A 21,826-nucleotide genomic window follows, 5' to 3' on the forward strand; every position below is an offset into this window, starting at 1 on the left:
GCGTAGTTCAATGGTAGAACGGCAGCTTCCCAATCTTTTGTGAAGCCTCTCCACCGTTCCACATAGTGCCCGTAAACCCCTTGTTTTACAGTGGTTTCCGCGACTCGACCCTCATATACTTCGGCATGGTTATCCGCCTCAATCCACGTGAAAGGCGTGCCAAATCGTGCCAATTCTTGGACTCACAGATCTCACCGTTCAGTCACTGAAGCCGGGTCTTTACATGGACCGGAAGACGCCAGCTTTTGGCTTGCGCGTCGGCAAGCGTCGCAAGACCTGGATCGTCCTCAAAGAGCCCAACCGCACCAAAATCCGGCTCGGTCACTATCCTGATCTGAAGCTTGCAGAAGCGCGCCGCCGCGCCTTTGTCGCGCTCGGCACTCCCGTCGGGGAGAAGGAAATCAGCATCGAGTTCGAGCAAGCAAAGCTCGTATTCATCGAGGAGAATTACAAAGGCAAAGCCGAGCGTACGAAATCTGAGACGCTCCGGCTTCTCAATCGCTTGAAATTTAGATGCACTCTCGCTGACCTCGACGATGCGGCGATTGAGCGCGAGCTCGGAAAACTCGCCGACGTACCAAGTGAGCAGCTTCACGCATTCCGCGCGCTCCGGACGATGCTCCGGTGGTGCACAAAACCTCCTCACCGCTACATCAAGCGCAGTCCGCTCGAAGGCTATCCGGCTCCTGGCAATGACAAGAAACGCAGCCGCATCCTGAACGACGACGAACTCAGAAAAATCTGGCAAGCATGTGAGGGCTTCTTCGGCGACATGGTCCGCCTCATCGTCTTGTGGGGATGTCGGAACGGCGAAGTAGGACGACTGCAGCGCGCCTGGCGAAACGGGCGTGTGCTCACGATCCCGGGTGAATTCACGAAGAACGGACGGGCGCACGCTATTCCGATCCTTCCGATGGCGCGCGCGATTCTCGATCGGCAGGAAAAGCTGGGTGACAATTGGCGAGACAAGAACACTGATTACTTCTTCCCCGGTCACATTAAGGGTACGCACTTCAACGACGGTTCGTGGGGAAAGTTGAAAAAGGAGCTCGACAAGAAATCGGGCGTAACCGGATGGCAAGTGCGGGACCTGCGTCGGACATTTCGCTCGACGCTCGCGCGCGTAGGTGTCTCGCGTGAGGTTGCCGAGATCATGCTCAACCACGTAACCGGAGGTGGCAAAACCGATCTCGATGAAATATATGACAGATACGATTACCTAGCTGAGAAGCGCGCTGCGCTGCAAAAACACGAAGCTCACCTGAAAAAGTTGCTCAAATCTACGTCAATTTAAGATAGCATCGCTCGTCGGCTGACTAACAGCCGTCGCGACGGCTCCAACCCTACGGAGTCTAGCGATGTCTGCTAAATCAGTGGTCACATTCAAACGTCTGCGTTCAGATTTTGGAATTCCTTATAGTCGTACTCACCTTGACCGCTTGGAGAAGGCGAAAAGATTTCCGCAGAGCTTTAAGCTCTCGAACTATCGCGGTTCGCCACGTGTCTGGTGGTCGCATGAGGTTTCTGAATATCTGGAGAGATGCGCGAAGGCCAGGTCCGACGCTCCGAAGTAAGAGGAGCGGGCGGTCAGATAAGGCCAGTTTCCAACGCTGACCCAATGCTGATCGCCTCCTCTCGGGAGGACATCAGATGCTCGCGAATTCGCAGCTACTCCGAACACTCATAGGTATGGCGGGCCTCTTCGTCGCCTTCGTCGGTACGATGTACATCGTGATGCCTTGGTGGTTCGAAAGCACTCGAACGACAGGCTACGTCATAACCGGTGTTGGCGTACTTATGTGGCTTCAGGCCATACCCGTACTCAAGGCTTCTGAAAGAACCGAATTGAAGCAGAAATTCCTCGAGGAGCTCAATCGAAGGAAATAGTCCGCATGACTAATATGGGCCTTCTTCGATGTTTGATCGGTATGGCCGGTGTACCAATCTGTTTTGTAGGGCTCGTCGGCGTTTGGGCAAGTTGGATAGATAGCAAAAGTCAGGCAGGGCCACTCGCCCTCGCAATCGTCGGCGCGCTGATGTGGCTTCAGGCGGTGCCCGTTTTGAGAGCGTCAGAACGAGCTGAAATGAAACAGCGATTCCTTGATGAATTGAATCGAAGGAAATAGCCATGCCTATTGCGGAAGATAGGTGTTTGACTTGTGGCACTCGTTATCGACCCGGTAATCTCGACACGAGTGTTTCTTCCTGCGAGGCGATTGACCCAGACGGTACGTTCTTTGGCATGCCGTATTGGTTCTGCTCTGTTGATTGCTACAAGAAGGCTGTGAGCAAATACATCAAAGACAAGCGGTACGGTTTCGACAAAACTCCCGGCGATGATGAAGCCTGCCAGGCTGCCATCAAAGATGCATACGCGGAGCTCATGGTGGAAATGAGTGGCGGCTTAATTGCCAACTTGTTCAACCGAAAACTGCGTATGTCTGAATCAGAATTTATCCAGGCTCACATAAAGCCAACGGTCGACACTTTCTACTCACTTCAAAGCGATCAGATATTCAACGCTGAAATAGAGCTACAGCAGCATCTGAATGCCGAATGGATGCACCAGATCGATCAAGACATAGCCCAGCGTGAAAATGAGCGAGCCAAACTCCATGAGCAGTTCGACAAAGACTGGCAGAAGCTAAAGCAGAAAAAAGCGAAGGAGGAGGCTGAGCAAGAAGCCAAGCGACAAGAAGAAGAACGCTGGCAGCCGAAACCATTTAAGCTATGAGTGAAGCGAGGTTCTCAGGTCACTGGATTGTCGCCGGCCAGGGCCTCGGCAAATCAAATCTCCTGCTTCACATGATTTCGGAAGATATTCCAACGGATGCCTCGGTTATCGTCGTCGATCCCAAAGGCGATCTTACTAACTCCATCAGAAATCTCGCTCTCGGCAATCTCCTCGTCACCCTTGATCCGACGTTCGTTCCATTCGCCATCAATCCGCTTGACGTGCCTAAGACGGATACGAAACGTGCCGTAGATCAAATCGAGTACATATTCGGTGCAATCCTCGGTACCGGCATCACACCCAAACAACAAGCGCTCCTGCGATCACTCCTGCGCGCCTGTATCCTGTGTATCCCGAACGCGACACTTCTCACCGTCCAGGATCTTCTGATTAGAGGCCCAGAATCCCAACGCTCTCACTTCCAGTCTCTTCCACCTGATCTTCAGTACCTCTTCGATACGAGTAAGAACGGGGGTTGGAGCACATACGACTCGACCCGGAATGAGCTGAATTGGCGGGTCCAGCTTCTTCTTGAGATCGACATTATCAGGACGATGTTTTCGGCTCCCAAGACGCGGTTCAACATCGCGGAATCTATGGACGACGGCGATATCGTTTTGATCGACAACTCGTGGGACAAACTCCACATCGAGGGATCAAAATTTCTCGGTCGCTACATCATGGCTCAGATATGGGCGGCGGCCACCGCACGCTCATCGAGACCCCGCCATGAGAAAAGACCGGTCTACGTCTATGTCGATGAGGCGGACACTATCATCGACAGCACCGTAGCGGAGATTATCTTTCGTTGCAGATCGCAGAACATCGGTCTTATCCTCGCCCACCAATCGTCCTCGCAAATCAAAGATCCGGCCGTCCTGAGTGCGTTGGAGAGCTGCGCAATCAAAATGGTCAACGTCGATGCGGAGGCAAAATACTTCAGCAAACTGCTCCACATCCCGGAGGAGCGTATGAATATGCTCCCACGAGGTCAGTTTGCTATGCATGTACGCGGCGAGCAGCCTGAGATCGTCGAGATCCCGCACGCCGAGAGTCCTCTTAGAGCCATGTCACCAGGTGAGCGGCACGAACATCGAGAACGCATGCAACTCCTATATGGTGTTGAACCGCAAGAATTGCCTTCAGAGGCGCCGTCGCGCCCTGCCACCGAACCAACGGAAATTGTACAATCCACCACAACGGACAAACCTCGTTCAGTCTCAAAGCCTATTCCCAGCGAACCGCCTACCGACGAAGACAACAAGCCGTCTCCGTGGGGACGTTGATAACGAAAATTTCATCAGTGGGTGTGAGCCCCACATAGCGCCCCACCGCGCGCCATCGTGCTTCTAGGACCTCCGTAGTCGCCGACTTACTAGCCGCCGAAGGCGGATTTATCTTCGGCACTATGAAATCTATTAAGCCAGACGTACCCGGCGATCTCGAAATTTTAAAAGCTATCGGGCGGCACAGTCTTTTGCTGCCGGACGACCTTTGCGCGATCACCAATCGCTCGTACTCTTCGATCATCTTCCGCACCAAGAAGCTCAAAGATCACGGCTACATCCGCTGGACTGACACGCAGGACAAGCACCACGCCGCGTGGCTCAGCTTTCCCAAAGCGTTCCAACTCACAAATAGAGGTGTCGGCAAGCTCATGGAAATGGGCTGCGACTACCGCGTCCCCGAACCGTCAAAGCAGTTTCTTCATCAGCTCACCGAAAGCCAGGTCGCCGCCTCCTTTGAAATCGGAGCGCGTGAGCGCCTCGTCACGCGCGAGCAAATTCTGAGTAACCCGAGCACGCCGAAAACGGCCAGCGACCATTTCCGGGTCGCCTTTCACTTCAAGGGCAAGGAGTACAACTACAAGCTCAAGCCCGACATCGGGCCGATCGGGATCAAATATCCGGACCGTACCTATCGCTTCCTGGTCGTAGAGGTCGATCTCGCTTCCGAGCCGCTGATCACCGCGAACCGCGACCGACAGGCCATCGAGACCAAGATTAGTGCGTACGCCAACGTCCTCGAGCAGCGCACCTACCATGCGCAGTTTGGCCTACCGAACCTCACCGTCCTTTTCACCTCAACAACGCAGACTCGCGTCAACAGCATCATCGATCTCTGCGGTCAGATGGCGGGCAAGTTCTCAAACCGATTTGGCGTGCAAGTGGTGCCCACCATCACTTCGGGCGTCAAACCTCCCAAGCCAGGATATGCCGTCCTCCTGCCTTGGCTCCAACACGGCGGCAAAACCCTGAACATAGGAGAACCATAGTGGATAGACTGAAGCGCATAACGGAGTTGGTTGCGCAGAAGACCGCAATCGACACCGAACTCAAAACTCTCAAGGAGCAGATCGCCCAAGAGGCCGCGGCCCTCAAGAAAGTGAGGAAGCCGCGTCAAAAGAAGGAGCAACAGAATGTCTGACATTCTCTGGTGCCCCGTTTGCCGCAAAGCCGTTCTCGAAGAACCCCGTATCTTTTTTGCCCAGCGATGTGAGGATTGCGGTGGTCTCTTGGAAGCAGAACAAGAGCGTGCTGAAGTCGATTTCAAGGAGATCGACATCGGCTATGTGCCGGAAGAGGAGGAGGTGTACGAGGACGAAGAGGCCGACGAAGAAGCGGAAGACCAAGAAGACTCAGATGAAGCAGAAACTGAAGGCGAAGCTGAATAGTGTGGTGAGCCGCGCTAATGCGGCTCTACTGTTCTTCTGTAAAGCGCGTGCATTCTAACGAATGATCCTCGGGCGACGCGTCTGAGAATTACCCAAAGCTCTGTTTCGCGTTGTAAGGATTGAGTTAGAATAACAGCATGTCAGAAGAAATCGGAGTGATGGCTCGAACGAGCTGGCGCAGAGCATTGGGTTTAGCCTGGGCTCTGTTATTTCCTGCTACGGCGCTTCTTGTGCTGCTCTCAATGAGTATGACGAATAATTACCACTATGCGGCGATCGATCTCTTTGTCGACAGCCTTCCGTTTTTGTTGCTGGTCGGAGCAGTATCAGGGATCAGAAAACCACGGTCCTCATGGCTCGTCCTTCTACCGGTGCCTAGCATAATATACTTGTTTGCACCCATCGTATTTTCTCTCTTCACCTGAAGATTGCCCGACGAGCACCATTCACGCTAATAGGTGAAAGTCAGCAAATTGAAAACCGTGCGTCATTGGCGGTGAAGCATAAACCTCAAGGGCATTTTCGCCGAGGCCAAGAGCGCTTTGCCCGGCTGTCGAAGTTTGATGCAAGTTGCTCAGCTCGGCTAAGGTCGTTGCCGCAGCGATTTGCAGCGGTTGATCGATCTTCGCCGTCGAATCGCCCGGAGGGCCGGCAGCGAAATGAAAGTGCTCTACTCCGTAAATTATTGCGATCGGATCATGGCTGCCTTTTAGGTATAAGTCTGTTTCAGTGCCGATCGTTCTCCAGTACCACAGCGATTGCGGGCCCGGGAGATACAAGGTGTCAGTACCCAGTCCGCCATCGATGACTACGGGGTGACTCCCAGCAGAAGTCTGCATAGTCCAATGAAAATTGTCATTGCCGGCTCCACCGAGCACAAAATCGTCTTGTGACGAGATTGTCACGTTGTCCTCCTGATTCGTGCCAGGTATTGTTTGGTTTCGGCTAACTCCTGCTGTCCAAAAGGCTCCAGTTCTAAGAGCAGCTGCGTCAGGCGTGCCGTAGAATGCGCCGCTCTCATCATTTGCGTGCTCCGCTAAGAGACGCGTGTCCAAAAAGTAACTATCCATCTTGTGGGCTGGATTGTCGGAAGGCAACAAGACCGGCGATCTAGAATTAGTTTGGAAAGGCGAGGTCGATTCAGTCGCACTATCAATCAAAATGTCTGTTCCGTATCGCGGCCCAAGGACGAACCGACCGAGGTCTAGAGCTGGATCATTGGTGTGTTCGAAGTTCACAAGATGATGAGGGTCAATTGGCTTTGAGTCCGACCCCGGGTTAGCCCACGTGTACCCGTCGATCTTTGCTGCAGTAATCCCCGTATACTTTAGAGACAACGCGTCCTGGACCATCGATCCGCCGAGACTATGGCCGGCAAACAACAGGTGTTGAATGCCGTGGCTGCTGATGTAGTCGCTCAGTGATGAGATGAGCGGCAGGAAATAGGAAAAATAATTTGCGGGCGTGGGCCAGTTAATACGAGCGCCAAAATCGTCTGTACCCTTGAAAGCGACGGCCAGAGTGTCCACCCCATCAACCAGTCCTTCGAGCACGAGAGCATCTGCGTGCCCGTGCGGGATCGTCACGTCATACACCCCATCAGAAAACGCAAACGTCACACCCCCGGCCGGCTGAAGATGGAGATCGGTGGCCGACACCGCATGCCAATTGCGACCGATTGCTGCCGCCGCTGATTTACCGTACGCCTCGTTGGCCAGTTCTGCCATCTCTACGACGAGATTGCCGTCAGTCAGGTTTACGGGCGACTGGCTGGGCGGTGTATAGGTCACCTGCGCAGATCCAGACGCGTCCGCGGAGAGTTGAAACCCGCCGCCAACGTATGAACCAGATAAATGGATTGTGGGAGCGTTGACCCCGTTCGAAACGGTCAATGCGTTGTTTGTCGGATCAAACGCGAGCGTGCTGCCACTGTATTGCAGACCGGAGAAGTCAATCTTGTCTCCGGTCGTAAATCCCGACAGGGTGCCCGTGAACGAGGCGCCAATTCCAAGTTGCAGAATCCCGTTTGCTCCGGCGCCAAAAGTCGTGTTTTCCGAGAATGAAGTTCCTATGAATAGGGTGCCCCCATTTCTAATCTCCGCGGTACCCGAACCGCTGATGGAATCCAGGTTACTAATTTGAATAGTTCCTCCATCGGCTACGAGATGACCCGAATTTGTGATGGTGCCGCTTGTGGAGAAGAGGTCGACGCTAGAACCTTGGCCGAGCGCTTCAATCGTCCCCACATTTGTGAATGACGATGTCGCGCCAAAATTGCCTCCGATTGTGATGATGCTTCCGCCAAGCGCTTCGATGATCCCGTAGTTGGTGAATGACGCAGGACCGTTGACAGGGGCGATATTGAAAGAGATCTCGGCGTCATTGATTGCGTCGATTGTCCCCGAATTGGTGCTCGTGCCAGTCGGCTGAAAATAACCCACTACGTGAGGAGAAAAGGTCGGTGTTGGCCCTCCGAAAAAGTCAATAACACCTGTGTTGTTCAGAGCGCCGAATACGGCCAGATCAGAATAGACGTGAATGGTCCCGTTGTTCGTATCGGTTCCAAAAAAGTCCAGATCAAAGTCACCAATGACGATCTCTAACGTGGCTCCAGCAGCCATCGTCAAACTGTGTACTGTCCGAGAGAGTGAACTTTCTACCGTGTATGTCCCACTAGCATCAATTAGTGCGTCGTCCGATGAACTCGGCACCGTTGCCGTGCTCCAATTCGATGCATCGTCAAAATTGCCCCCGACACCAGACTTCCAATGAATCGCTGTCATGTGGCACTCCCGCCATTTGGGCTGTTGGCTAAGGCAACCGTACTTTCACCGCGGCATCGCGCTGCAGTTTATGGTTGTCCTGACCTGCCAAATTTTCTGCTCCGTATGCATGCCCGATAAAAGATCCCTTCCGTGCGCGCGACTTGTCGAAGATTGCAGCATGGCTCGATGCCGTGCTCACCAGCCGCGTGAGCATCTCAGATAGAGATCAAACGACCCGTTCCTATTCACGCCGCTAGGTCATCACTCATAAGTTGTGACGTTCGCGTAACGCAGTCGGACGAAAACAAAAGGTCATTACTATTGGCCGGGTGCCGGGGTGCATTCAGGTTTTAGTATCGGGATTGCCTGAAAAGCGACAACAAGATTGGGCCCGATACTGGCGCTCGACCCTGGATCCTGGAACCAAATGACCGTCGACAACGTATTCGAGTAGTGAGCAGAGCTCGACCACATATTGTAATCTTCGCCAAGGCTTTCGAACCACCCTTCCAGCTTAAAAACCTGTCTAGTTGGGACAGACTCTATTGTCCTGTTGACGTTGCTGTCGCCCGGCTGATCGGGAATGACCTGTATTGGCGAGCCGCCCTGCAACTTCGAGAGAGAGAAGCTGTTACTGAGACTTGCGCTTTTGCTGTTTGTAATCAGGATCTGCATGCACGGTTGAACCGTTAGGTTCCAGGCGTTAGCCGCAACCTGCATTCCCTCGATCGGAAGTGGTGATTGATTTCGATTGATGGTGCTCAAGATTTGGTTGAAATAATAGCTCTTCTGGCTCGGGTCTAAGCATTCGTTGTACAATGAACATCTCGCGATGTCCTGTCGGTGTATCCAATGTCGATATAGAAAGCGAGCGTAGGTCTGCCGCTTTTCCTCGATGTCCCCTTTCGGGTTTGTAATCTTGTCTCGCATTGCCGGCGGAATGGCATTGAGCGGCAGCGGGAGATTTATCCAGTACAGATAGTCATCGAATTCTCGCGCATCCTGGGCGATGATTTCATCCTTTGTTGGTGGACGTGGCGGCTGTTCTCTTCCCACCCGGTTCTTCCGTATCAGACCTTGAAGCGGGGGAATTCGTGGGCCGAGCGCATCCATGACTGCCTTGGCTCGATTTTCATCGTCCTTGCATCCTTGTGGACATTGGTTCAAACCGTTAATGAGTTTGTAGGTCCGATCCATCTCGTGCTCGACATTCTCACGCAGCAAGTCCAGATCCTCCGACCTCATCCTGTGAACAGATTCGAAGAAATACTGGGGGCTGCCGCCATCCTTTGTAAGATCGGTCGTCATATCCAGGATCTCGGATCGCATGCTCTGCAAGCGCGCGTAGTATCGAAGTGCGGCCTGGAGCGCAGTTGAGATTTCGTCAGGAGGTGCGCCCTGAAACTCTACGAGCGCGGAGTACGGATAGACGACCATGTAAATTGGTTCAGGGCCCTCCCAAGCTTCCTGTGGCAGCTCCTTAATTTTAGTGTTCAGTTCATCCAGGTTTGTCGGAAGCGATTTGATGCGACCACCATGTTGAACTAGGTTAATAGCCAGGTTCTTGCTTTTTTGTTCGTCAGCAATCAGTTGATAAATTGAGCCATCAAACGATGCGGTAAAGCCAAAGGCTCCGCCAGTCGTGTGTACTGAGGTCTCGAGTTGCTGCCTTTTCGTGGCGTCTGTCTCATGGATTGTCAGTAAGGCGTAAAAATCGGCACCAAAATTGATCGTTGCGATAAATCCGTCGCCACACCTCTCGCGGAACGCTTTCTTGTCGTTCTTTATCTTCGCAGCTTCAGGCGTAAGCGTAATCAAGCTAAAGCTCGGTGGTTGGTGCTCGTTCGAATGGCCGGAGCCTGCGTTGGGGTCCTCTTTGCTCGCGACAGCGCCATTTTCAGAAGGCGCGGGCGTAGTGCTTGGCACTACGTACAATGCGCCATTCCCAACTGAAGCGTGGCTAATAAGTAGAAAGTTCTTGCTGTAATAGTGTGAGAAAGTATTCCCGGTAAGGCTAGAATTTCCAGTCCCCCCGATATCGAAAAAGTAGCCGCCACCCGCAATTGTGAACGTCGTATTCAGGGTAACGTCTCGCGTTTCTTCGTCGGTAGCTTCCTGCAGATTGAACGCGACCGTTTCATAACGATCTCTCTGGGTCTTGAAGTCGACACACGTGGAATGAACCTTTTTGTTCAGGAACACATCCCAGCTCTGACCAAGCTGAGCTCCCTCGCTTCCAGGGTATGCGATGTAAATCTGTCCAAGAGGTGTGAGAGGAGGAGGGGCAGATCGGAGTTGCCGAAGTGGTTGAGCAACCTTTTGAGAGTAATTGGCTTCCCACGCCCGAGCGTCAGACCAAAGGTGACTGGCGGAAGTGGCAAGTAGCGCTGCCCGCAGAACCGTACTCCAATGCATGTTCCGGCTCCTCTAGTATGAATTTTCAGGTACTACATTTCCATCATTTCTCAATTCGATGTGACGTGCGATGAGGCGGTAGCCTGGCGGCCCGGTGAGTTGCGCGAGACGCGATGGCTCTAGTATGCCACCTCGAGAGAGATGCGAGCAGCAATGCAAGAGGCAATAGTCGGGTCACAAGTCCAACTATGGTGTTGTAGTTTTGATCGTTTCGGTCGAGTGCATTTGCCCACATGGCCACATGTGCCTTTATATATATTGGTGCAATCATTGTTAGACTCGCTTGTGCAAGCGTATTCGTAACCCACCTCGCTTGTCTTATACTCACAGCAGCAATTGTTTGGACCGCAGCCGTCGTGAGCAAGGACTGTGCGAGGTGCGGCAAGAACGATGGCGATGATGCATCGCTTGAGCGCCTTCATGAAATCCTCCCGAGAAGGGTGTGGTGTGCATTCATCAAGGATGGCGACGACTCTCAGACCGAGCTATGAGGACGTAGCAGATCGCTGCGGTCGCTCAGCAAGAGCTGCCGCTTCCAATGTCCGTCCGTCTAGATGTATGGCTCAGCAGCAGGGGCGATCAATACAACGCGCTATAACTGCTCCAATCGCTTTAGGTGTGCGTTCAATTCTGCAAGAACTTCGATGAGTCCAATTCGCAATGTCTGCAGTAGTTGGCTAGTAGCCGAGCAATACGAGATAGGGCCAGTTGTCACCCGATCGCTGCATCAATTGCATTAACTTGACTTAAGCCGCAGGAAAGCAAAACTTGGCGCCGTCTCTGCGGTGCCAGCCGATGGCATCGACGCTGCTAGTTCAAATAGCGGCGGACACGGAACACCGGCCGCTTTGTGGGCAGCTGTCAGCGCTTAATTGCGCTATTCCAGTTTAACGCTCGTTGATGTCGAGAGACAAGACGCAAGCGCATGTCCGAGAGGTACTCCTTCCGCATTAGCTGACGTTCAGGTTGAGTGACCGAAAGAACGTGAGTGCCAAAGCCGCCGCATCGAATGAGCGACGACCATTTCCGGCTCTTGGCCCGGACCGGATCAAATAGCTGCTCGCCTCGAATACTCTCAGTCGCAATCGCAAAATTAGGTTGAGTGTTGCTCTAATGCGACTGTAGAGCGAGTCCAATTCGCATAACGTGGGCCTCAGAATCGCAGCGAACGGGGCAAAACATGAAGTTTCCTCGCGCATCGACAAGACAGGCCTTTGTCCTAGGCCTCGTACTGAGCGTCGGCGGCTGCGGCACTTATGTGCCGGAATTGCGCGAGTTTCCAAACTATACGCAGGCTGACACGCAGAACATGATCGATGCGATTGTGCAAAGCGTGCGATGCGAACTTAGCCATGCGATCACTGCTGTAGTCGGCAACGACATATCCGAGGCGCGACTGCGACAGAGTAGGCGCACCTACTCGGACTTCCTCGGCGGTTGGGGTGCCGAGGTCGCGCTCACCTTTACTGTCGTCGAGAAAACCTCAGGAGCGCCTTCGGTTCTTTGGACGCCCCCGTCGCCAGCAGCATCCGTGTTCACGCTCAGCACCGGAGTGTCGGGTTCGGCGCAGGCAACGCGCATCGAGAAGATGAACTTCTTCTACACCGTCGCCGAACTCTATGGCCTCCCGTGCAAGGGCAGCGACATCCGGTACGATTCGTTCCTCATTCAGAACGATCTCAAGATCGCCGATCTTCTGCTTGGTCGCATCGGACCAGCCTCGCTTGGCACAGTGCACACTCCAGGTGCCGGCCAAAAGAACGTACTATCGCACGAGATCAGCTTTCAGATCATTACCAGCGGTAACGCTACGCCGATGCTGAAGCTGGTGCGGGCGACGATAAACCCGTCGGGTCCGCTCTTTAGTGTGAGCCGCGATCGCACACATGATCTCTTGATCACCTTCGGACCGATCGCAGGCGGCGGCAAGTCGCTGATCGCGATCGCGGAGCAGTCCCATTTCAGCTCGCAGATCACGAGCGGCGTGACCACTGGATTCCGTTCGACGCTCGCACCCTAAATAGACGTCCTCAGCGGACGTCGCGAACCGAGGAGGAGACTGGGTTATGGCAAAGAGGAAGAAAGCGGCAACAAAAAAGAGGGCCGTAACGAAGAAGCGGGCAACGGGAGCAAGTGCGGCGCCCAAAATAACTGCGAAAATGCATTCGGCAGCGTTCGAGCGCCTCGTTGCGCATGCGCACAAGTTCGAGAAATCTCCGGTCTGTTACAAAGAGTACCCGGACGGTTCGGCCCAAGTATGCAAGTTAATGCCGGACGGCACCTATGGCGATTGCCAACGCTACGACCTTCGTCCGGTACCCGGTCCGCGATGCGGATAATTCGAGCAATTAGGCAGTTCCCAGGCGCTCAACTGAGGCTCAATCGCATTCTGGCCCGGCGCAGGAATTCAGGATACATTGCAAGTCTAACAGGGCACCCGTTAAAGTAATCTGGCCACGCTGGAGGTTTCCGCATGACCGAAGCAAACGAGGAGTTCCTAGGTGAGGTAGAGGGCTATGAGGGCTGGTACGACGCTGCTTCTGGACGTTGGTACGGCTTGCTCAACTTCTGCAAGTTCTTAACGCTCGCAGCTGCACTGGCGTCCGTCGTGGTCTCAGCCGTGATGGACAAGGAATTTTTTGGCGGATATGGGCGGTGGATTCTCGTGGGCATTGCTATCGTAACTGCTGCAGCGAACGAAGTACTGGGGCAACTCAAGGTCCGCGAGATGGAAGATCTACGCGAGAGAGGCCGCATCGAAGCGGCGAGAATTGGAATATATGCCCGGCAGCGGGTGGCGGAACTTGAAGGCGACCCCGCAGCACTATCGAAGGTCAAGGATGAAATCCGCGAGCTGCTGCATAGACTTGAACTGAGCCAGCATGGTGGTGCGGTTCTAATCGACAGTCCCAATAAAACCCCATAATGGACGAGGCCACCTTCGCGAATTGCGCGAGTGACCCAATCTTATAGTCTGCCCGCGCGGTGTGATCCGTCCTCATGCGGTGTCGAGGCAGCCGTCGGTTGAGTGCAGGCACATCGGTTACCTTGTAGAAGTTTCGACTTAATCTGACGGCAAGGTTTGAACTGGCAGGGGAATGGAGCTGCGGGCGAGCAGGAGCGCTCACCCAAAGGGCGCTCCCGCGCAGCCCGCAGCGTCTCACAGGAGACATTACCATGACCCAGGAACAGAAGGTCATTCGCGCGAAAGTCGGCATGCTGGAATTGGCCAAGCAGCTCGGCAACGTCAGCCAGGCTTGCCGGATGATGGGCTATAGCCGCGACAGCTTCTACCGGTTCAAGGAACTGTACGAGAAGGGCGGCGAGCTGGCGCTGATTGAGATTAGCCGCAAGAAACCGGTCCTGAAGAACCGAGTCGCGCCGGAGGTCGAGGCAGCCGTCGTTGAGCTGGCGATCGACCAGCCGGCCTGGGGGCAGGTGCGGGTCAGCAATGAGCTCAGGAGCCGCGGCCTGTCGATCTCCCCGTTCGGCGTGCGGGCGGTGTGGCTGCGTCACGACCTCGCCAACGTCAAGAAGCGGCTGACGGCGCTGGAGGCCAAGATGGCCCAGGACGGCCTGGTGCTGACCGAGGCCCAGCTCGTTGCGTTGGAAAAGGCCAAGTCCGAGAAGGAGGCGCACGGCGAGTTCGAGAGCGAGTGCCCGGCTATTGCGGTGCGCAGGACACCTTCTATGTCGGCAACATGAAGGGGGTCGGGCGGATCTATCAGCAGACCTTCATTGACACCTACAGCAAGGTGGCGTTCGCCAAGCTGTATGATCGCAAGACGCCGATCACGGCGGCCGAACTGTTGAATGATCGCGTGGTGCCGTTCTTCGATGTGCGGGGCATCCCACTGAACCGGATCCTGACCGACCGCGGCACCGAGTATTGCGGCAATCCGGAGCATCACGAATACGAGCTCTACCTCGCCGTCGAAGACATCGATCACACCCGCACCAAGACGAGGAGCCCACAGACCAACGGCATTGTCGAGCGCTTCCACCGCACCGTGCTCGAGGAGCTCTATCGCGTCGTGTTCCGCAAGAAGATCTATCCGAGCATCACTGCCTTGCAGAGCGATCTCGATGAGTGGATCGCTGCCTACAATGAGGTGCGCCCGCATCAGGGGCGCTGGTGCTACGGCAAGACGCCGATGCAAACCTTGCTTGACGCAAGTGCTCTGTCGAGAGAGAAATTGTTGCCGGCTGCGTGAGGTCGGACATGAAACCTTTGTCGGACACCTGCCGCGACAAAGCACTCACTGTCAGCTCAAGTCCCTTCTTTTACAGTTACCTTCACTGACCTTTGGTCCGGACATGCAGCTGTTCGAGTTCGTGTTCAAGCGGAGTTTCTCTTAGTAGAGTTGCCGCCGACCGAGTGGTGCTCGAAATCGCATTGGATGCGTCTGCCCTCAACAACTTTCAACGAAGCTCTTTCCGATCGCTTGCGCCTGCTCGCGCAGACGTCCGAGTTCATGCGCTGCACTGGACAAAAAGGCCCGCGGGATGCGGGCCTCAGTTCTTTTGGAGTCCTAGATGAAGTCTAAATTGTTGGAAGAGCCGCAGATGCGGCCGTTTCTCCGAACGTAGCCATGGCAGCAGCCTTTGCAGTGGCCGTGTCCGCATACATTTTTCTCAAATTCACGGTCCCAGAATCAGTCGGCACCTTAATCGGATCGCATCCCTTCGCCTGCAGATCGTTTATAGCACTAGTTATCGTGGTGAGAGCGGCATCGAACGGCTTGGAAATCGCATTACCGGTGCTGCCGGCGCTATTCGCTAGCTGCTGTTTGAACAAGTCCACGGCGTGCTGAATTTCGGCTTTCATCGACGCGGCGAGAGCTTGCCCCTTAGACTGCAAAGCACTTCCTCGATCCTTCGCGCTCTGTATGTTTCCTTTAACGTTGATAACGGTAAATTGTGGAAGCCCAATAACCCAGCGCACTCGCTGCATCGTAAATGTGGGTATCCCTACTACAAAATGCTGCGTCTTCATCGTAACCGATGGAATGTCGTAGTATATATCTTGGCGCTGCATGTAGGTTTCGGGCACACTAATGATGATATCGTGCCATCTCACCGTAAAGTTGATCACTTCGGGATACTGTCCGACTTTCTTATCAACCATTCTGACGGCTGGAATATCAAATGCGATGTGCTGGCGCACCGATGTAATTTCAGGAAGGTCGAAGGAGATGTCTTTGTTTTCGATCGTAACGCTCGGCACGTCAAAGATTATCTCTTCATCTTTCCAGTCAACCTTGAAGTCAATGCCAATCGTAGCTCCGAAGGCGTCTGGATCGTCCGTGTCGTCTTTGATCGACTGTCCTTCGTCTTGAAGAGCTTTGATCTGGGGCGCATACTTGGCTTTGATTGCTTCAATCTGGTCATTAAGCGCTTTTGATGGATCGTCAGCCATGTGAGTTCTCCCTTGAATCGCTGCGTCCGAAAACTCTGTCTTAGTGCGCGAGAAGTAGCGGTTAAGTCGTTTTGGCGTCAGCCATTCGAATGTCGAAGAAAATTTGTCGACGACGTACGGAGCAAACATAAGTCACACCTGCGAACAAGAATGTGCCTAGGCAAAAAGCGATCCTCGCTTCTCACCTTGCTCTTGTGCAGCAAATGTCGGACCCGTCTGAGTAGCGAGGGCTAGTGCCAACGCTACTAACCGCAAACAAGGCTCGCGGGATAACTCGCCACGTGCGTCGCTCCAAGCAACGGGTGGCGACTTTTGATCATTGAGCCACCACTACCAGAAATTGCGATACCAGCATGGATTGAATGCACCCGCAAGAGTGCGGGGCCGTTTAGAATGCTCGGAGACGGGGAATTGACCTTAGGCACTCGATGACAGCCGCTGCAACGCTTCGACCGAACTCATAATGCTCGGACCAAAGGCCACCTCGGCGTCGTTGAATACGAAATGTCTTGGCTCATCCACGGCTTGCGAAGCAGCGGCCTTCTTTCGTTTCGACTAATCAAGATGCCGGCGTCAGCGTTCTTACCGGTCAAACGGGACGCCGAAGTGCTCGTCGACCTCGTCACGCACTTCCGCAACAACGGCGGAGATTTATTAGGAGGTACCCCAACAGGAGTATCTCGTTCCGCGAACAGCGGAGGCACCGATGTTGACGTGAACGAGGCTGCTGTGTGCTGAGACTGACGCCGAGACCCTCAATACGTTTTGCGATCTCTTGCACCTGCACGCGCAGGCATCTAGGCACCAACTGGCCTATGTCTTCCTTGGCTTTGGTCGACTAGAGTTGGCTCGCTGCGCCTCGATGGCCACAACGGCATCGAAGCGACCTCGTCAATTTTGCTGAGAGCGAATGAGGAAGCTAGGGCAATTACCCTAAACCTTGTCACTCCTGAAAAAACATGAGTCCTAGCGCCGCCGCATCAAAAAGCCCCATTCGGCGGTCCTCACTCATCCAAGGTTTGCGGGGCGGCGGAACATATTGCTGAAAGGCCGGAATGTGCTTTGCGATCAGCTCGGCGAGACTGTGCTTATTCGGGCATCCGTAGCCCTCGAACGCACGTCGGACCTGCTCGCGCGAATACGCGAACACTCGAATGCCGCGATCATTCGCGAGTTTAACAATCGAGGTATTGAGATTGCGGATACGTCGCGCCCGCTGCGTTCCTTGTTCGGATGTGTCCTGAATGACGAGAGCATCGGGCGCGTGTCGATCGAAAACTGTTGTGATGCGAAGGAGACAGGTGTTGTTCTTTTGAGGCCCGCGTGTTTCGCGTATCCCCCAATCAAATGGCAATAAGTGCCCTTCGAACACGATGAAAGCGAGGCCACGTGTGTTTAGATAGACAGAGAGGACGAGCGCATGTCGACGAAGCGCCCTCATACGGCTGTTTCAACGCGCTTAGCTTCTATTCGTTTCAGTAGCTGTTCGAGAAAATCAAGCTTCAGGCGCGCCGCGTTGGACGCGTTACCCTGAAGCTCATCATAGAGCTCGCCAGCTCGTGCAAGGATGGCTCGACGTAGCTCCGACAGGAGGCCCGGGAACAGCTCCAGTGCAGGGATATTGAAGATCATCATGCATATAAGCACCGCATCGAGGCTCGGCCTCCGCTTCGACCCTTCAATTCGAGATATGGCAGTTCGACTCTTTATGCCGATTAGAAATGCGAGCTCCTGCTGGGTTAGCCCCCAGCGACGACGGTGCGGACGAAGGTATGATTGGTGTCGGTGATGCATAGATTACGCAGCCGGTCAGCAAGATGACAGGCACGCGTACTATGATTCCCTTGATCGTGGTCTCGCTCGAGACACGGAAAAGTGCCGACTCGGCACCTAATACAAAACTGCGCCCCTCATTATATCTATCGTGGCTATCAGAAAGTATGCCTTATCCGGCATGAAGATCGGGTGGAGATGGGGACTTGGGGATGTGGCGGAGCGGCGCCGCAAGCCAAATATTCTAATACTTCAGTTCGCTTGCGCCGCTCAAGAGATGTGTCGTTGAGGTGGCTAGGATGTCCCCGAAGTCCCCACATCCCCCTCGGGCTCGATCGACGACGGACCGATAACGGGATTCACTCCGTATCGCCGACCTAATATTTCCACCTTTTGTTTCTCGGCCATGGGCACAACGTACACTCCGTGGGATTTATAAGTCTGAAGGTTCAGCTTCTTGCGGAGGATGCTTCCGATCCAGCGATTGCTGAGTGGCCTTTCATATTCGGCACCGTAGCGTTGGATCATACCCGTGGTGACGTCAGCAACCGGTACGACCAGTCTGTTGGAAGACAACATCTGTTCCATAAGGACCTCCAGGACTTGAGCCTCCATGAGCAGGCCACGCTCGGCGACGATCAGATCTTGGGCACGCTTCGCTGCGCTTCGAAGCGCGCCCTGGAGCCGTGGATCGCTGACGACGCTCAGTAGCGGTAGCATGATTTGATTGATGCGCGGCTCCAGCGTCGGATCTACGAGAGACGGGTCGAGCTTGATCTCGTGCCGTCTGCGAAAACGGTATAGGAGCAGCTTGTTCCGCAGCTCGCGCGCTTCGTCTTTGAAGGTCGGCGGGAGATTGATGGGGATATCATCGCGGAGCGGCCGCGCGCCGGTTTCTTCGGTGATGAAGCGGCTCTCCAATGCGCGGTCCTCGTAGCGTCCTCGCGTCGCAACGATCTTGGGTCCAAAGACATGGAATGCTTGCGGGTTGAACTCGCGTTGGCGGTTCATGACGGTGCGCAGGACGGGCATGCCGCGCACGTTGCCGTTATTGAGGATCTTGACGATCTCCGAGCGCTCGTCGCTGAAGCGGAAATCGGCCTCGTCGAAGATGAGCGTTCCACGGAAAGCGTCGAGCGTGTGGAAGATAGGCGAGACCGTCGAGGCGCCGCTTGCGAAGAACGGCTTATAGCAAAGCGACCCGATCGTAAGGAGCGACCGCGTCTTGCCCGTCCCGAAATCGCCCCGAAGGCGAAGGTACGGCAGGTCATTGAATGCGTCGTACACCCAGCTCAGGATCACATAGTGACCAGCGACCTGCTCGAACGTCTGGCTGAGATCGGCATAGCGGTGGATGAACGCGATCACCTCAGAGACGAGTTCCTGCTCGCCTCCATAGGAGCGCGGCTCCGACGGCAGTAGGACAACCTCGTTCTTGATCAGATTGTTGTTGGGCGAGAACGGGACCAATTGGTGCCCGCCCGGCACGTCTACGTGCTTAGCGAGGGTCCAGCGACCCGCTGCCGACGTCGCAAGCAACGTGGTGCGATGCTCAGGCCTATATATTAATTCAACGATGGTGCCGTCTTCGAGCACATCGGAGACTGTCGGTCTGACATGTCGCTGCTCGATCGACCCTCTGCGGTTGGCGCCAGCATCATTCATGCATCGAACGATCGCCGATTATATCGAACTCGGCGAGGCCCGGTGCTGTCTCTGGCGGGCACATTGACGAGCCTTGGTCACAACACCTCCCCTGTTTAGGCTGGGTGCTTATGGAAGGCATAACAATTCACATCGGCTGGGAATATTTCGTCGGGCTCTTGAGCGCTCTAATCGCGATGGCTTGGTATTCCAACGGCCGATTTACGGCGCTCGAGACGTCGATGGACTGGGTCAAGAATATGCTGATCGACTTGAAGAAGGCGATTGATGACGCAAACGCTAAGGCGCGTAGCGATTCATCAAAAGACAGAGCTGAGGCACGTAAGCCGCTCAAGCAACAAACGCTGTGGTGAAATGCGCTAAAGATGGAGACGTTCTCTTGCGTCGCTTCACGAGTGTAATCCGTTAGCCGTAGGCGCAGAGGAGATGATCCTCCCTTTCTCGGTGCGGGCTAAGATTACCCTCTGGGTGCGAGGAGGAGGTAGCTCTATGCGAAACTCAAACGGAATACGATGTCGGGTTGTGTCCTGACCATGCCTATGGCTAGTTTTGAACTCGACATGATTTTCTATTGGAATAGCGCCGTATATTTGCAATTCGCTTGGTGTACCAACGATTTTGTCTACGGTGTTCAATAGTATGGCTCGTTTTTGCGAGAAACTCAAATTATGCAACGTATTGCGTGCTTCGTCGGCAAAGAGTTCAAGTTCTTCCTTTTGAGGCAGTACTGGCTTCTTTTCGACTAAAGTGTCCCCCTTTGAATTTGATATCTGTAGCTCCACGGCGGCGATCCTGTCTTTGATGGGCTGTGTATATTCTCGCAGCTGCTCTATTGTAAAAAGTCCGGCGCCATACGCTCTGTTGTGTCGCCCGAGCTGCTCGCCCAGCGAGGCGAGCTCGTTTTCCAAGGGTCTCACATCGCTGGTTGAATTGGCTGCCTTATCTTGCTTTGAATCAATCCATCGCTCTACTTGCGACAGCATCAATTCCGGAGAGCTCATCAGATCGACAATTTTGTCCCACACAAGTTGGTCGCCGATCCGCGCGTTTATGCCTCGCTCTTTGCAGACACCGCGCAATGGAAAACTAAGAACTCTGTCGCTGCATCGGTAGTAAAGGTGCTTTCCGAGCAGTACACCTTCCCCGGTTCTTGAGCGTCCGCAGACGCACCGAATCCTCCCAGCGAGCAGGTATTCATTCTTCTTATTCCTCTTTGAGAGCGCGTAGTTCGCATCGAGTTGTGCCCGGGCGCGTTCAAACAGTGCTCTATCAATGATCGACGGCACAGTGACGATGACCCATTCTGTCCTGGGCCGCGTTCTCCGGCTGCTTTTCTTTATTTTTCGGTACGTGTCTTTCTTTAGCGGGTGCTCGGGCGCAACAGCATAAGTGCTCCCCCAGTGTGCTTCGCCGATGTAGGCCTCGTTTCGGAGAAGCGTGCTGAGTGTGCTCGTGTTCCAAACGCCGCGTGCACTCTTTCGGGGTCGAATTTTTATCTCCTGGAGGCGACGCACGACTTGCCGGAGCGTCAGACGTTCGTTAGCGACCCACTCAAACACCATCCTTACGACGCGTGCCTCCGCGTGGAGCAATTCAAGATAGCCGTGTCGGTCGCCCTGATTGGGGATATAGATATAGCCGTACGGCGCCTCACTAAGGAGAATGTGCCCGTCCTTAACCTTGCGAAGCTTGCCGAGCCGAAATCGTTCCGCGATCTTTGCTCTTTCGTATTCTGCGAATAGGCCCCGAACGCCGTGCAGGATTTTTTCTTCGCTATTTTTGGGCGCCGAGACGGTGACAAATAGCACCTCGATGTGCCGATCCCTCAATTCATCCATTACGAGTTCTTGATACGAGTACCTCCTTGCCAATCTGTCTGGGTCGTAAATTAGAACCGCTTGCCAGAGTTTCTTAGTGACGTCAGCCCGCAACTGGTCAAGTGACGGTCTTGCAAGGATGTCCCCGCTCCAACCGTCGTCGATATATTCCCGGACAATGGTGAGATTGTTTAGCGCGGCGAATTCGCGAAGCACTCGCAGTTGCGTCTCGACAGTACCGTCCTCTTCCTGTCGCGCTGTCGAAACCCTCGCATATGTTGCAATCAGCTTTGTGCTTGGTGCCAATTCTTCGTGGTTCATATAGATATAAGTTTACTACCGACCCTCGGTAGGAGTCGAATCGGTTGGTGCAAGGCGGTGACGAACTGTAGAGCGCGTCCTCAGGACTTCGTCAAAGAGGAGATCAAAAGCCTTATCGAGGCGCTTTTTTTGCTCGCATAGGTACTCATCTAATTGATATTGAACTTGAGGTTCGGTCGGTTCGCTCATCCCGGGATCATGTACTCCCGACAGTTAGGAGGCTAGGAGGCGGAAAAAGCCGAG

16 protein-coding genes and 1 pseudogene are annotated in these 21,826 nt (G+C 54.2%); 10 read left to right on the forward strand and 7 right to left on the reverse strand.

Features of this window, described 5'->3' with window-relative positions:
• The first annotated feature begins 166 nt into the window (after positions 1–166).
• The 6 genes from EI171_RS08010 to EI171_RS08040 all read left to right on the forward strand — a co-directional run bounded on the left by EI171_RS08010 (position 167) and on the right by EI171_RS08040 (position 5,408).
• Positions 167–1,294, forward strand: coding sequence for a site-specific integrase (locus EI171_RS08010; protein WP_161533024.1), 1,128 nt, complete (start codon positions 167–169; stop codon positions 1,292–1,294).
• A gap of 834 nt (positions 1,295–2,128) precedes the next feature.
• Entirely contained in the window at positions 2,129–2,734 is a 606-nt protein-coding gene (locus tag EI171_RS08020; protein ID WP_161533026.1) for a hypothetical protein, read from the forward strand.
• Positions 2,731–4,020 carry a type IV secretory system conjugative DNA transfer family protein gene (locus EI171_RS08025; RefSeq protein ID WP_161533027.1) on the forward strand — a complete coding sequence of 430 codons (1,290 nt, stop codon included), beginning with the start codon at positions 2,731–2,733 and terminating at the stop codon, positions 4,018–4,020. The genes EI171_RS08020 and EI171_RS08025 overlap by 4 nt, the downstream gene beginning before the upstream one ends.
• A 122-nt stretch (positions 4,021–4,142) precedes the next feature.
• Positions 4,143–5,009, forward strand: a complete 867-nt coding sequence (locus EI171_RS08030; protein ID WP_161533028.1) for a hypothetical protein — start codon at positions 4,143–4,145, stop codon at positions 5,007–5,009.
• Positions 5,009–5,161 (forward strand): hypothetical protein, encoded by a 153-nt coding sequence (locus EI171_RS08035; protein WP_161533029.1) that lies wholly within the window; start codon positions 5,009–5,011, stop codon positions 5,159–5,161. The genes EI171_RS08030 and EI171_RS08035 overlap by 1 nt, the downstream gene beginning before the upstream one ends.
• A complete protein-coding gene (locus EI171_RS08040) occupies positions 5,154–5,408 on the forward strand; it encodes a hypothetical protein (RefSeq protein WP_161533030.1) in 255 nt (84 codons plus the stop codon). The genes EI171_RS08035 and EI171_RS08040 overlap by 8 nt, the downstream gene beginning before the upstream one ends.
• 446 nt (positions 5,409–5,854) lie before the next feature.
• On the opposite strand, the gene EI171_RS08045 is transcribed toward EI171_RS08040, so the two are convergent.
• Together EI171_RS08045 and EI171_RS08050 are read right to left on the reverse strand one after the other, a co-directional pair.
• Positions 5,855–8,191 carry a hypothetical protein gene (locus EI171_RS08045; RefSeq protein WP_161533031.1) on the reverse strand — a complete coding sequence of 779 codons (2,337 nt, stop codon included), beginning with the start codon at positions 8,189–8,191 and terminating at the stop codon, positions 5,855–5,857.
• Between the two features lie 300 nt (positions 8,192–8,491).
• Entirely contained in the window at positions 8,492–10,375 is a 1,884-nt protein-coding gene (locus tag EI171_RS08050; protein WP_161533032.1) for a hypothetical protein, read from the reverse strand.
• 1,393 nt (positions 10,376–11,768) lie between these two features.
• Between EI171_RS08050 and EI171_RS08055 the strand changes: the two genes are divergently transcribed.
• The 3 genes and pseudogenes from EI171_RS08055 (at position 11,769) to EI171_RS08065 (ending at position 14,802) form a co-directional block, all read left to right on the forward strand.
• Positions 11,769–12,608 (forward strand): hypothetical protein, encoded by an 840-nt coding sequence (locus tag EI171_RS08055; protein ID WP_161533033.1) that lies wholly within the window; start codon positions 11,769–11,771, stop codon positions 12,606–12,608.
• A 453-nt stretch (positions 12,609–13,061) separates the two neighbouring features.
• A complete protein-coding gene (locus EI171_RS08060) occupies positions 13,062–13,514 on the forward strand; it encodes a hypothetical protein (RefSeq protein WP_161533034.1) in 453 nt (150 codons plus the stop codon).
• A gap of 251 nt (positions 13,515–13,765) precedes the next feature.
• Positions 13,766–14,802: pseudogene (locus EI171_RS08065) on the forward strand (IS481 family transposase).
• 329 nt (positions 14,803–15,131) lie between these two features.
• On the opposite strand, the gene EI171_RS08070 reads toward EI171_RS08065, so the two are convergent.
• The 4 genes from EI171_RS08070 to EI171_RS08085 all read right to left on the reverse strand — a co-directional run bounded on the left by EI171_RS08070 (position 15,132) and on the right by EI171_RS08085 (position 19,445).
• Entirely contained in the window at positions 15,132–16,007 is an 876-nt protein-coding gene (locus EI171_RS08070) for a hypothetical protein (RefSeq protein WP_161533035.1), read from the reverse strand.
• A 943-nt stretch (positions 16,008–16,950) separates the two neighbouring features.
• Positions 16,951–17,448: a crossover junction endodeoxyribonuclease RuvC gene (locus EI171_RS08075; protein ID WP_161533036.1), complete on the reverse strand. Its 498-nt coding sequence runs from the start codon at positions 17,446–17,448 to the stop codon at positions 16,951–16,953.
• A complete protein-coding gene (locus EI171_RS46640) occupies positions 17,445–17,801 on the reverse strand; it encodes a helix-turn-helix transcriptional regulator (protein ID WP_161533037.1) in 357 nt (118 codons plus the stop codon). Before EI171_RS46640 ends, EI171_RS08075 begins: the two co-directional genes overlap by 4 nt.
• A 273-nt stretch (positions 17,802–18,074) precedes the next feature.
• Positions 18,075–19,445: a hypothetical protein gene (locus EI171_RS08085; RefSeq protein ID WP_161533038.1), complete on the reverse strand. Its 1,371-nt coding sequence runs from the start codon at positions 19,443–19,445 to the stop codon at positions 18,075–18,077.
• Positions 19,446–19,555: 110 nt separating this feature from the next.
• Here EI171_RS08085 and EI171_RS08090 point away from each other — a divergent pair, with 110 nt between their 5' ends.
• A complete protein-coding gene (locus EI171_RS08090) occupies positions 19,556–19,798 on the forward strand; it encodes a hypothetical protein (RefSeq protein WP_161533039.1) in 243 nt (80 codons plus the stop codon).
• A 36-nt stretch (positions 19,799–19,834) separates the two neighbouring features.
• Here the strand turns inward: EI171_RS08090 and EI171_RS08095 are convergent, their stop codons facing one another.
• On the reverse strand, positions 19,835–21,583 hold the full coding sequence (locus EI171_RS08095) for a recombinase family protein (protein ID WP_161533040.1): 1,749 nt from the start codon (positions 21,581–21,583) through the stop codon (positions 19,835–19,837).
• Positions 21,584–21,826 lie beyond the last annotated feature (243 nt).

Origin of the sequence: Bradyrhizobium sp. LCT2 (assembly GCF_009931255.1) — a bacterium.
In the GTDB taxonomy this organism is placed as follows: Bacteria; Pseudomonadota; Alphaproteobacteria; order Rhizobiales; family Xanthobacteraceae; genus Bradyrhizobium; species Bradyrhizobium diazoefficiens.